Source organism: Flavobacterium sp. UBA7680, from assembly GCF_002482975.1.
Classification (GTDB): domain Bacteria; phylum Bacteroidota; class Bacteroidia; order Flavobacteriales; family Flavobacteriaceae; genus Flavobacterium.
The window spans coordinates 208,255-220,710 of sequence record NZ_DLHA01000019.1 but is presented as its reverse complement, the minus strand read 5'-3'; the positions used below and the strand labels follow the sequence as shown (position 1 = coordinate 220,710).

The window sequence follows — 12,456 nt, the reverse complement described above, 5'->3', positions numbered from 1 at the left end:
CTTGGACTAGCTTATTATTGTAATCTGGTCTCTGTACGGCGTTTTTATGACCTCTAATTTTGCTTCATAAAACAAATAAAATGAAATTATGGATATACTAAATGTTCAGACAACAGCAGAAATTGAATTTGCTAAAGAAGCAATTTTAGAATTCAGAACTAATTTAGAATCAGAAAATGTGGTAGATCAGGTTTTTGAAATGATTACCAGCGGAGGTTTTGAATTGGCCTGCATTCCATCAGACGATGGGAGTAAAGCCGCAGCCTTTGTAGGCTTTAGAGTTATAAATATGCTAAGAACCGGAAAGATGATTTATATTGATGATCTTTTTACGTTTTCTGAATATCGCGGACGCGGCTATGCGGGAAAACTTTTAGATTATGTAGATCAGCTTGCTGTGCAGAGAGGTATAAAATCAGTACACTTAGACAGCGGTTTTGCGCTGCATCCTGCTCACAGACTTTATTTGAGTAAAGGATATTTTTTGGCATGTCACCACTTTGCCAAAATGATGAAAGAATAATTCAATTAAAATCGAAGGAAGTTTGGTTGCTTCTTCAACTAGATTAACTTTTAAAATGAGCCGAGAGGCTAGATTTGCAATAAAATTAGCAATATGAAAAAAATACTAGTAATTAACGCAAGCCCTCGTGAGGAAAGATCACACAGCAGAAGGCTTACGGATGTTTTTGTTGAATATTACAAAGAATGTAAGCCGGAATCTATAATACAATTCAGGGATTTAGGCAAAAGTAATGTTCCGCATGTAAACGAAAAATGGATAGCGGGAGCATTCAAACACGAATCTGCCAGAACTCCTGAAGAAATTGAAACACTAAAATTCAGCGCAGAACTTATAAAAGAGCTGAAAAATGCCGATGTTATTGTTTTGGGTTCGCCAATGTACAACTGGTCTGTTCCAAGTTCATTAAAAGCTTATATAGATCAGGTTTTGAGAGTAAATGAAACTTGGGAAGTCAATCATGAAGATCAGCGTAATCCGTACATTGGACTATTAAAAAATAAATCTTTGTTTCTGCTTCTTTCAAGAGGTGCACAGGGATATGAAAAAGGAGGTTATAATGAACACATGAACTTCCAGTCTGACTATTTGAGAACAGTTTTCAATATTATTGGTATAACCGATATTCAGGAAGTAAGCGTTGACGGTGAAGCTTTTGGTACAGAAGCATTTGAATTGGCAAAAAATAATTCAAATGCAAGAATAAAAACGCTTATCAAAAGACATTTGTCATAATTCTTTTTTTGCCCGCAGCATACTCATAAACTGTGGTGTAAAACCTAAAAATGATGCAAGCATATATTGCGGAACAATCTGCACAAAATCAGGAAAGGAATTTATAAACTGTAAATATCTTTCTTCTGCAGATTCACAAAGAATTAGTTCCATTTTCTTTAGCGACGCAGTATATGCTTTCTGCATCATCAATCTGAAATAAGTATTCAGAACAGGAACTTCAGTAAACAGTTCCTGATAATCGGATCGATGCAGAATCAGCATTTCTGTATTCTGAACGGCTTGTATAAAATATTCTGATGGCTTTTGGGTTTCAAAACTTTGAAAATCGCTTAGCCACCAACCCGGAATAGCAAACTGCAATACCTGCTCAAATCCATTCTCTGTATTTCGATAAAATCGCAGACATCCTTTGGTTACAAAATAATAACACGAACAGACTTCATATTCTTTTAGCAAAAAATCTTTACGGTTTACTTTGCGGTATTTTAATTAGCTGTTCCTGATCTTCATTTAAGGTTGTAAATCGTTTAATATGGCTGAATAAAAGTTCATGCGGATTCATAATATCGAATGTTATTTAATGATTTGGTTTAAAATATTTCTTCGGTCAAAGGTATTTTTTGTCTAAAACTTTTTTCTTCAAGTACTTTAATTTTTTAGAACTGTACTATCCTCAATTTTGCATCATTAATAATTTAAATACATAAAAAAATGAGTAAAAGAGTAGTTATCAGTGAAGTGCAGCCACAGGCTTATGAAGTAATGTTTGGGTTTGAAAAATATCTTGAAAAATCAAATCTCGATGCTTCACTAAAAGAATTAATTAAAATTAGAGTATCGCAGATTAACGGCTGTGCATTCTGTATCAATATGCATACAAAAGATGCCAGAAAAATGGGAGAAACAGAACAGAGAATTTATGCTTTAAACGCATGGAGAGAAACTTCTTTTTTTAGTGAGCTTGAAAAAGCAGTGTTAGCACTTGCTGAAGAAATGACATTTATAAACAAAGGCGTTTCTGAACAGACTTATAACAATATAGCCAAACTTATGGATGAGGTTACACTTTCTCAAACCATTATGGCGATAATCACCATAAACGCCTGGAACAGAATCGCCATTACAACGCATCAACAGCCTGATCTGGATGAATAGTTTTTTTATTAGTTCTCAGTCTCAGTCGCAGTTTTCAGTATTTACTGCGACTGAATACTGCGACTGAAAACTGAAAACCGCGACTTAAACTTTATACTTAACAGGATGAAGATGCTGGCTTACACCAATTCTTGTCCAGCTGTTTATGTTTATTGCCGCAAGAATTAAACGGGCCAGTTTTTCTTCTCCAAATAATTCAACTGCGCGATCATAGACTTTATCGCTTATTCCGTGTTGTCCAATTAGAGTAACTTCTTCGGTTAATTGAAGAATAATTTGTTCTTCTTCTGTAAACCAGTTCAAAGCTTCTCTCCATGCTGAAAGGACATTAAGACGCTGCGGATCTTCTCCAAGTTTTATGGCATCTGTAGTATGCATATTCAGGCAATACGCACATCCGTTAAGCTGTGAAGTGCGGATTTTTATTATTTCAATGTATAAGGGTTTAATGCCTTCTTTTGCGACAGCATCAATTTCCTTCATCAGTTTATAAGCTTCAGGAAGGTAATCGTGAAATAACAATCTCTTTTTCATATTAATTAATTTGGTTTATTTATATAAGTATCAAGACTCCATTTAAAATTATCTAATGTTGAAAGCAGTAATGCACCTCCTGTAAAAACAAATACCGGATATTGAAAAGGAGCACCAATTCCTGATGCGAAAATCATGAACACAGCAAAAGTTGCTGTTATAAGGGCTGCGCCAAGAGCGGCTAGTTTTATCTTAAGTCCTGCGATTAGGCAGATTCCTATAATAACCTCTGCAATGGTAGCCGTAAGTCCAAATATATTGGCAACAGATCTGCTGGCAAATGGAATAAGAGTGTTAGTATAATCTATAAAATGTTCCCAGTCGCCCCAGGCTACTTTCCCTGAGCCGGGTAGTCCCATTAATCCAATTCTGTCCATGACCGGTAAAATAAAACCTAATCCTAATGCGATACGAAGAAACAATTGTGGTATTCCGTTTGAATTTTTCATTTATTGATTTTTAAAATAGTTAGGAAATTTTATGCTTTTTTTATTTGGCAGCTCAAAATTAAGGAGGCACAAAGGGAGCATTTTAGACCAGTTTTAGTTTGTTAAGTAGTCCAGAGATAAATTTACTCTGGCTTAAAACTAAAATAAAAGAAGAATTGTTTTGTATACTAAAACGTTTTAGTATATTTGTCCCAATTGTTAACTTATTTATTTAGAAACTAGTTATAATGTTATTTGTTTAGTGATAACTAGTTTTTATAGTTAAAATATTACTGCTTTAGTGTAATGAGAGTAGAGTATGTTGTTTTTTCTGTCCGGTGACAAAATGCGTATAATCACTTTTTAATGTTTTAACCCAAAGTATATAATATCGGAATAGCTGTGAGATAAAATTCCGATGTACGAGGTAAATAGTATTGCTTTTTGATAATAAAGTATTGGATTTTGTAATTCTTTCCTTTTAGGTTTGAACCTTACACCATTACAAAAAAGCTTTAGTTAACAAAGTCTAATTAGTATTAAAAATAACTACTAAAAATAATGAATAGATGTCGATAATAATAGGAGTAGATATTGGAGGAAGTCATATAAGCAGTGCTGCAATACAAAGCAATGTTTTTACAATAATTGACGGAACGTATTTCAGCGGAGCAGTAAACAGCAAAGCTTCCAAAGAAGTTATTTTAGAAAAATGGGCAGAAATAATTAACCATACCATCGATGTAGTTCACAATATTCCGGAATTTGATGCTGATGAAAAAATAGGAATAGCTTTTTCTATGCCTGGGCCTTTTCAGTATCAAAGCGGAATTGCGATGTTTGAAGGAAATGATAAATACGAATCCTTATATAATGTTTCTGTGCCGGATGAACTTTTAAAATACTTAAAAACACAAAATGTAAGTTTTAGATTTCTCAATGATGCCAGCTGTTTTGGAGTTGGAGGAGTTTTGAAACAAGAACAGGAACCAGAAAATAAAAAGGTTATTGCTATAACTTTAGGAACAGGTTTTGGAGCCGCTTTTTTAGATAACAAACTGCCTATAACACAAGGCGATAATGTGCCGGATAATGGCTGTCTTTGGGATAAAAAATACAATGGGGATCTTGCAGATAATTGTTTTTCAACCAGATGGTTTTTAAATCAATATGAACAAAGTACTGGTGAAAAGCTAACAGACGGAGTAAAGGAAATAGCGGATATTGAAAATGAACACGCAGTAAAAATCTTTAAAAATTTTGCTTTTAATCTGGCTGAATTTTTAGCGCCTTATATTACGGAATTTAATGCCGGATTACTGGTTATTGGAGGAAATATTGCAAAATCACATCGCTTGTTTTTAGCTCCTTTTGAAGAAAGCCTAAAAAACAGAAACATAGAATTAGCGGTCAGCATTGTTGATAATACAGAGCAGACCAGTATTCTGGGTTCGAGTTATCTTTTTAATGAGTCGTTTTGGGAAAAAATAAAAGAAGAATTGCCACTTTTTTAATCTGGCAGTAAACAATTGAGAAGTCTGTAAATGTATTTTAAAGTTCTGTTTTTTATAAGTATTTGTATCACACTAATTTAAGTTCCTGCTATTTAGGAAACAATAAACTTTACTATATTTGACGAAAAATTATAGGTTTTAAAGTAAAAATAATTCACACATGAAAAAAAAACCTGTTTCTATTAGGAATATCGCAGAAGAGCTAAAAATATCTGTTACCACTGTATCATTTGTCCTAAATGGAAAAGCAAAAGAAAAGCACATCTCTAAGGAGCTTACAAAAAAGGTTTTAGATTATGCAAAACTTATAAATTACAGACCTAATCAAATTGCACAAAGCCTTAGAACAGGAAAGTCGAAACTGCTTGTTTTTATGGTCGAAGATATTTCGAATAATTTCTTCTCAAAACTGGCCCGAATTTTTGAAGACATCGCTTACGAAAAAGGATATAAAGTTATTTTTTGCAGTAACGAGAATGATGATGAAAAATCAAATGAATTAATCACATTATTCAATTTTCGTCAGGTTGACGGATTCATTATTGTACCGTCTCCAGGAATAAAAGACACAATCGAAAATTTAATAAAAGATAATATCCCGGTTATTTTACTGGATCGATTTTTTGAAGGATTAGATTGTAACAGTGTGGTTATTGATAATGAGCAGGCTTCTTTTGATGCAACGCAGCATTTGATCCAGAATAAATTTAAAAATATCGGATTTGTTACTACAGCTTCAGATCAAAGCCAGATGCACGGACGTTTAGTTGGATATGAAAGAGCGGCAGTAGAAAACGGTTTAAAACCCAATACACTTCAAATTCCGTTTAACGAGATTATTAAAGGAAAAGGGAAGCAGTATATTAAGGAGTTTATAGACCAGCATGCTGATTTAGACGCTATGTTTTTTGCCACCAATTACCTTGCACAAAGCGGACTGGAAGTTTTAAAAGAAAACAATCCAAGATTAATTAAGGATTTAGGGATTATTGCTTTTGATGATAATGATATGTTCAAGATTTACGATCCCGCCATTACATCAGTTTCCCAGCCTTTACTGGAAATAAGTACAAAATTAATGGAAGTGATGCTGCCTCTTTTAAAGAAAAAAGATGTAACCGAAACAAGCCATAAAGTGATTTTAAAAACAGAATTAATAATTCGGGAATCATCATTGCAGAAGTAGTTTAATTACTGAACATCTTCCTTAAATTTTTACCTAATAAATCTGATTATCAATACTTCTGTTGATAGTCAGATTTTTTTTATGTCATTTCTTACTTAAATTTTAATTTTCTGCAAATATCCATTTTTTGAAAATTTTAAGATTCTTCTTTTTTCTATTCGTTTATAACGTTTTCGTAGATTTTTATTGAATAATACTCAATGATTAGTCTGAAATAAACACATATCTTATAAAATTAACATTAAAATTATATTTAACAAAAAATATTTTTTTATACTAAAACGTTTTAGTATGTTTGTTAAAGAATTAATATGTTAATCTAACTAGATAAAATTTAACGATTAAAAATTACCGGACTTTTAATCGATGCGCAAAGATTTTTCTATGTTGATTTTTTTAAATAATCAGGCTGGTGAGAGAAGCCTTTTTAAACTTCGGGATTAATTCGATAAAAACTAACTAACCAAATTTTTTACATGATGAAACAATCAAATTGCAGAAAGAAAAAGATGCTCTGTATGCATTTTTTTCTCACAATTATTCTCATTTGTGGGGGCCTTAATAATCTTGCTGCCCAGACCCAAAAAACTCAAGTTACGGGAGTTGTTACTTCTCTTTCAGATCATTTGTCTCTTCCGGGAGTTTCAATTAGTGATGTAAGTGATCCAAGAAATGCTGTTAATGCAGATTTTGACGGACACTATAGTATATCATTAAAAAACGGAACTGGTTCTTTACGCTTTACAATGATTGGTTACAAACCAGTTGAAGTAAAAGTAAATAACAGAAGTGTTATAAATGTAGAAATGGACTTAGATGTATCAGCTTTAGATGAAGTTGTAGTAGTAGGTTACGGTACGCAGAAAAAGAGAAAAGTGGTCAGCGCCATCGATCAGGTAAATAAAGATGCATTTAATGGGCGACCAAATGTAAATGCAACACTGGCCTTACAGGGTAAAGCGCCAAGTTTAACTATTCAGCAGACTAATTCTGAGCCGGGTGCGGGTATAAACCTAAACATTCGTGGTATTAGTACATTAGGGAACAATAGTCCGCTGATTGTTATTGACGGTATAGTAGGAGGCGATATTAATTCGCTGAACCCTGCCGATATCGAAAGTGTATCAGTATTAAAAGATGCGGGTAGCGCGGCTATCTACGGATCAAGAGCAAGTAATGGTGTTGTTTTAATTACGACCAAAAGAGGAAGTAAAAGCAAACCAATGTCCATTCAGTACAACAGTTTAACCGGATTTAATACACCAAAATTCTTTACTAAACCGGTTCACGGATATGAAAATGCAATGCTTAGAAACGAAGCCGCATTTAACTCTGGTGAAACAACTGCCGTATTTACTGCCGCTCAAATTGCAGATTTAAAAGCAAAAGGCGACACAGAATGGTTTGCAGAAGAAATTGTAAAACCGGCAGCGCAGTTAAACCAAAGTCTTTCGATCTCAGGCGGAAGTGAAAACTCAACTTATTTAGTTTCCTTAGGATATTTAAATCAGGGAAGCAACTTTGTTGGGCCTACGAAAGGTATGGAACGTTATAATTTTAGAATGAACCTTACTAATGAGTACGGTAAATTTAAATTAACGTCTACTTTGGCCTATTCAAAACAATTAATTAATGACCATTCATCAAACACAAGTACCTTAATGGTTGATGCCTTCAGGGTTCCTTTATATTATACTCAAAAAGATGCAAATGGAAATTACTTAACAAACGACGTTTTACAACAGTTTAACTCATTAGGTATTTTAGAGCAGGGAGGCTTTAGAAAATACGATAATGATGATCTTTTCGGAGCTTTAAATGCTGAACTTAAGTTAACAAAATCGTTCAAAATTAAAGGAGTTTTCGGAGGACGTTTATGGAACGGCAGTATGTTCAGCCGAGTGAAAAAAGTGCAGTTTTCTCCGCAGGGAGTTTATGGTGCAGATCGCGATACCAGAGATGAAACTACAAAAGCACTTGACCTGAATACGCAGTTTATGGTAGAATACAACAAGGCATTTGGAAATCATAATGTAGGTGCTTTAGTTGGGGTTTCTAACGAAAATCATTCAGAAAGACGAATTGGTATTTACAAGAAATTTACAGATCCTGATTTAGGAACGCCAACGAGTGAAACTGTTATTGGACAGGATTCTTATAACTCAAACGGTAGTGACCCAAACAAGAATCCGGCTTCTCCTAAAAACAGCCTTAATTCTCTTTTCGGACGTGCTTCTTATGATTACAACGATAAATATTTTGCTGAATTCAGTTTTAGATATGATGGTTCATCAAAATTTAGAAAAGAAATTCGCTGGGGATTCTTTCCATCTGCCACAATTGGTTATGCTTTAACTAAAGAAGGTTTCATGGAAAACTACAGCAATAAAGTTGGTAATATTAAATTGAGATCTTCTTATGGACTTGTAGGGAATCAAAACGTAAACAATTACCAATATCAAACAACGTATTTTTCTTTTCAAAACGGTTACGGATTTGACAACAAACCGGTAAGCGGTGCAGGATTTAACTTTGCAAACGCTGATCTTCAATGGGAAAAAGCGGCAACTTTCAATGCTGGACTTGATGCAGATTTCTTTAAAGGAGCTTTATCTGTTTCATTCGATTTCTTTGATAAAGTAACATCAGACATTCTTGTTCCGCCGCAGGTACCAGGAGTTTACGGAACATCGCTTCCAGATTTTAACGCTGCTAAAGTAGGTAACAGAGGATGGGAATTCAGCGCTACTTACAGACATAAAGGAAAACAAGTAAACCAAAGCCTTACTGTAAATATTGGAGACTCTAAAAATAAAGTCCTTGATTATAATAACGGACAAGAAAAACTAACAGGAGTTGAAGAACTTCAGGTTATTCTTCGCGAAGGACTTCCTTTTAATTCATATGTTGGTTTAAAAAGAGACGGCTATTTCCAAAATGTTGAAGAAATTCAGGGAGCAGCAGTTCCGGCCGGAATTACAGTACATCCAGGAGACAATCGTTATGTAGATTTAAATAAAGACGGAAAAATCGATGACAATGATAAATTTATCTTTGGTAATCCTTTTCCAAGATACACATACGGAGCTACATACAACATAGATTACAAGAATTTTGATTTAAGCATTTTTATACAAGGTGTTGGAAAAAGAACCATGATGATTAGAGGTGAGCTTGTAGAGCCATTTCACTACAATTATGGTATGACAATGTATACACACCAATTAGATTACTGGACTCCGCAAAATCCTGATGCAAGATATCCAAGACTGGCAAACAACGGTACGCAGTCTAATACAAACAATTTCAGAAGAGGTTCTGATATGTATTTGTATGACGGTGCCTATGCAAGACTGAAAAATGTACAAATAGGATATTCATTATCAAATGATGTTGCAAGCAGTTTAGGAATGAGTGCATTCCGTGTTTACGTTTCAGGACAAAACCTGCTGACCTTATCTAAAGTAAAATTTGTTGATCCTGAACTTTCAGAATTCAACAACAGCATGTCGACTTCAGGAGCTAACAGCGGAAGAGCTTATCCAACGCAGGTGTATTACGGAATGGGTATTGATATCAGTTTTTAAAAAAAATCAAAATGAAAAATATATTTAAACACATAAAATTCATACCATTAGTATTCTTACTACTGGTAAGCTGCGAAGATCTTGATCTTGCACCAGAAGATCGATTTACAGATTCTAATTACTGGACAAGCGTAGAAAAAGCACAATTGATGTTGAATACAGCTTATTCGCAAATGCAAAAAAGCCAGTATTTCTTTTATAACGAAGCACTTTCTGATAATGCTTACAACGGAAGAGGTGATAATGCTGGAGCAGCATCTATTGGAGCAGGACTTTACGATCCTTCTTTAGGAAGAATAAAAGAAGAATGGAACGACAGATACGGCGGAATTAAATCCTGTAATCTTTTATTAGAAAATATTGACAGAGTGCCAAATGCAGATCCGGGAGTAATTACAAGAATGAAAGCAGAAGCTCGTTTTATAAGAGCATTTCAGCATTTTCAGTTAACAACATGGTTTGGAGATATTCCTCTTTTACAAAAAGATCCGTCTCTTACAGAAGCAACTACAATTTCGAGAACGTCGCATGCAGAAGTAATTCAGTTTGTATTAGATGAATTGAACGCTGTCATTCCGGCATTGCCAAAAAACACACAGCTTGCCACTGCAGGCAGAGGAAAAATCACAATGGGAGCTGCTGTAGCCTTAAAAGCAAGAGTACTTTTATACGAAGGAAAATGGCAGGAAGTTGTGCAGACATTAGAACCATTTTTAACAAATACTTACGGAACGTACAGTTTGTTTCCTTCTTATGAAGGTCTTTTTCAACAGCAAAATGAATACAACAGTGAAGATATTTTAAGCTTACAATATGTACCAATAGACAGAACGTGGGGTGAATTTTTTGATATGGCACCAATTTCTGCAGGTTCAAGATTAAATGCCCTTGCTCCAACACAGGAATTAGTGGATAGTTATTTAATGCTTAACGGAAAAAAAATCAACGAAACAGGTTCAGGATACAATGAAAATGATCCTTATGTAAACAGAGATCCAAGACTTACTTATACAGTAGTTTATGATCAATACAACTGGAAAGAAGCTGATGGAAGTTCACACATTATTTACATCAAACCGGGATCTTCTCCAACTAATGAGCATCCGGATGAATTTGCACAAGGTTCATCTTCAACACCAACGGGATATTTTACACGTAAATATTACGATGTACAACATGGAACGGATTTAAAATCAGGCATAAATCTAATGTTGTTTAGATATGCAGATGTTTTATTGATGTATGCAGAAGCTAAAAATGAGTTAAGCCAAATGGCCAGCACAGTTTGGGATCAGACTATTAAACCAATACGATCTCGTGCAGGTTTTACAGATGCAGCAGCTTTAAATTATAATGCAGCATTAGGACAAGCCGGACTTAAAGAAGTAATAAGAAACGAGCGCCGTACAGAATTTGGAATGGAAGGCTTAAGAATTTTTGATATCAGAAGATGGAAAATTGCCGAAAATGTTTTAAACGGATATGCACACGGAGCCAAATTTGGCGTATCGTCTGTAGACAATGGTTACTTAAGAGTGAACTTAAGAACTTTTGATCCCGGAAAACATTATTTATGGCCAATACCAAGAGACGAACGTTTGATTAACACCAATTTATCTCAAAACCCAAACTGGTAAAAACTAACTAACAACCTAAAATAAAAAACATGAAAAATATATATTCAAAATTAGTCTTAATACTGTGTACAGTATTTCTTGTAAGCTGCGATAATGACGAAATGAGTCATACCAATGTAAGCGCAGTAAATACTCTTTATTCACCGGCAAATAATAAGTTCTTTGATCTTAACGCGCAGAGTTCTGCGGTTTTTGAATGGGAAGCAGCTAAAGCAGAAGACAACGGAGTTGTACTTTATGATGTAGTTTTTGATAAGGAAAACGGGGATTTCTCTAAACCAGTTTACACAATGCCATCTGATGGTAACGGATTTCAAAAAACACTAACACTTTCTTTTTCAGATTTGAATAAAATTGCAGGATTAGCAGGTATTCCAACTGAAGCTGTCGGGAAATTAAAATGGACGGTTCATTCATCTAAAGGAATTAATGTTCAAAAATCAGCAGCATCTGGTATTTTTGAAGTACTTACAGCAAGCGGATTCCCAACTCCAGATCAGTTGTTTATTACAGGAACAGGTTCTGAAAACGGAACAACAGTTGCCAATGCTCAGGCTTTCAAAAAAGTAGGAACAACAAAATTTGAAATTTACACGAAGTTAAGTGCAGGTACTTACAAATTCATTACAACAAAAAATGGTACTCCGGTAGTTTACTATGTTGATAACGGAAAATTAAAAGAAAATGGTGAAACCACTGTTACTGGAGATGCAAAAGTGTATAAAATTGTACTTGACTTTAGTACAGGAGTAACAACTATGACAGAGATTAAGAAAATCGAATTATGGTTCCCTCCACTTAGCCAGTACCTTTTTGAATATACATACGCAGGCGGCGGAATCTGGAAAGCAGCTAACAAACACATTTCTTTCAAACAAGAATCTTGGGGTAGAGACGAGCGTTACAAATTCAAATTTACAGTAGTAAACGGTGCTGCTACAACCGAAGAATGGTACGGAAGTATAAACGGGGACAACAACAGACCAGATGCAAGTACAGCAGCATCATTCTGGTACATGGTTCCGGTAACAAGTGATTTCTGGAATAACTGTTTCAAATTTGCCTCTGCAGTAGACAATGCTAACGTAAATGCAGAAATTAATTTCAGTGCAGCTTCACCAGCTTACACACACAGTTTCACAATTCTATAAATA

10 protein-coding genes and 1 pseudogene are annotated in these 12,456 nt (G+C 34.5%); 8 read left to right on the top strand and 3 right to left on the bottom strand.

What is annotated here, in order from left to right:
• Positions 1-88 precede the first annotated feature (88 nt).
• Together B3C18_RS05870 and B3C18_RS05865 are read left to right on the top strand one after the other, a co-directional pair.
• Positions 89-523, top strand: a complete 435-nt coding sequence (locus B3C18_RS05870) for a GNAT family N-acetyltransferase (protein WP_291143833.1) — start codon at positions 89-91, stop codon at positions 521-523.
• Positions 524-616: 93 nt separating this feature from the next.
• Positions 617-1,258, top strand: coding sequence for an FMN-dependent NADH-azoreductase (locus tag B3C18_RS05865; RefSeq protein WP_291143830.1), 642 nt, complete (start codon positions 617-619; stop codon positions 1,256-1,258).
• Here B3C18_RS05865 and B3C18_RS05860 read toward each other — a convergent pair.
• Positions 1,253-1,729, bottom strand: a pseudogene (locus B3C18_RS05860) (Crp/Fnr family transcriptional regulator); the annotation flags it as partial. The gene B3C18_RS05865 and the pseudogene B3C18_RS05860 overlap by 6 nt on opposite strands.
• Positions 1,730-1,972: 243 nt before the next feature.
• Here B3C18_RS05860 and B3C18_RS05855 point away from each other — a divergent pair.
• The gene (locus B3C18_RS05855; protein WP_291143827.1) at positions 1,973-2,416 is read left to right on the top strand and encodes a carboxymuconolactone decarboxylase family protein; all 444 of its coding nucleotides are present in this window, start codon (positions 1,973-1,975) and stop codon (positions 2,414-2,416) included.
• 84 nt (positions 2,417-2,500) lie between these two features.
• Here the strand turns inward: B3C18_RS05855 and B3C18_RS05850 are convergent, their stop codons facing one another.
• Together B3C18_RS05850 and B3C18_RS05845 are read right to left on the bottom strand one after the other, a co-directional pair.
• Positions 2,501-2,950 (bottom strand): carboxymuconolactone decarboxylase family protein, encoded by a 450-nt coding sequence (locus B3C18_RS05850; protein WP_291143825.1) that lies wholly within the window; start codon positions 2,948-2,950, stop codon positions 2,501-2,503.
• 5 nt (positions 2,951-2,955) lie between these two features.
• Positions 2,956-3,399, bottom strand: a complete 444-nt coding sequence (locus B3C18_RS05845; RefSeq protein ID WP_291143822.1) for a DoxX family protein — start codon at positions 3,397-3,399, stop codon at positions 2,956-2,958.
• 548 nt (positions 3,400-3,947) lie between these two features.
• Here B3C18_RS05845 and B3C18_RS05840 point away from each other — a divergent pair.
• The 5 genes from B3C18_RS05840 (at position 3,948) to B3C18_RS05820 (ending at position 12,453) form a co-directional block, all read left to right on the top strand.
• The gene (locus B3C18_RS05840; protein ID WP_291143818.1) at positions 3,948-4,892 is read left to right on the top strand and encodes an ROK family protein; all 945 of its coding nucleotides are present in this window, start codon (positions 3,948-3,950) and stop codon (positions 4,890-4,892) included.
• 160 nt (positions 4,893-5,052) lie between these two features.
• Positions 5,053-6,078, top strand: a complete 1,026-nt coding sequence (locus B3C18_RS05835; protein ID WP_291143816.1) for a LacI family DNA-binding transcriptional regulator — start codon at positions 5,053-5,055, stop codon at positions 6,076-6,078.
• Positions 6,079-6,596: 518 nt separating this feature from the next.
• Positions 6,597-9,665: a SusC/RagA family TonB-linked outer membrane protein gene (locus B3C18_RS05830; RefSeq protein WP_053470463.1), complete on the top strand. Its 3,069-nt coding sequence runs from the start codon at positions 6,597-6,599 to the stop codon at positions 9,663-9,665.
• 11 nt (positions 9,666-9,676) lie between these two features.
• Positions 9,677-11,302, top strand: a complete 1,626-nt coding sequence (locus B3C18_RS05825) for a RagB/SusD family nutrient uptake outer membrane protein (protein ID WP_291143813.1) — start codon at positions 9,677-9,679, stop codon at positions 11,300-11,302.
• A 29-nt stretch (positions 11,303-11,331) separates the two neighbouring features.
• Positions 11,332-12,453 carry a SusE domain-containing protein gene (locus B3C18_RS05820; RefSeq protein ID WP_291143811.1) on the top strand — a complete coding sequence of 374 codons (1,122 nt, stop codon included), beginning with the start codon at positions 11,332-11,334 and terminating at the stop codon, positions 12,451-12,453.
• Positions 12,454-12,456 lie beyond the last annotated feature (3 nt).

Coding starts and splice junctions, on each gene's coding strand:
- B3C18_RS05870 (WP_291143833.1), top strand. CDS start 89: ATGGATATACTAAATGTTCAGACAACAGCAGAAATTGAATTTGCTAAA.
- B3C18_RS05865 (WP_291143830.1), top strand. CDS start 617: ATGAAAAAAATACTAGTAATTAACGCAAGCCCTCGTGAGGAAAGATCA.
- B3C18_RS05855 (WP_291143827.1), top strand. CDS start 1,973: ATGAGTAAAAGAGTAGTTATCAGTGAAGTGCAGCCACAGGCTTATGAA.
- B3C18_RS05850 (WP_291143825.1), bottom strand. CDS start 2,950: ATGAAAAAGAGATTGTTATTTCACGATTACCTTCCTGAAGCTTATAAA.
- B3C18_RS05845 (WP_291143822.1), bottom strand. CDS start 3,399: ATGAAAAATTCAAACGGAATACCACAATTGTTTCTTCGTATCGCATTA.
- B3C18_RS05840 (WP_291143818.1), top strand. CDS start 3,948: ATGTCGATAATAATAGGAGTAGATATTGGAGGAAGTCATATAAGCAGT.
- B3C18_RS05835 (WP_291143816.1), top strand. CDS start 5,053: ATGAAAAAAAAACCTGTTTCTATTAGGAATATCGCAGAAGAGCTAAAA.
- B3C18_RS05830 (WP_053470463.1), top strand. CDS start 6,597: ATGCATTTTTTTCTCACAATTATTCTCATTTGTGGGGGCCTTAATAAT.
- B3C18_RS05825 (WP_291143813.1), top strand. CDS start 9,677: ATGAAAAATATATTTAAACACATAAAATTCATACCATTAGTATTCTTA.
- B3C18_RS05820 (WP_291143811.1), top strand. CDS start 11,332: ATGAAAAATATATATTCAAAATTAGTCTTAATACTGTGTACAGTATTT.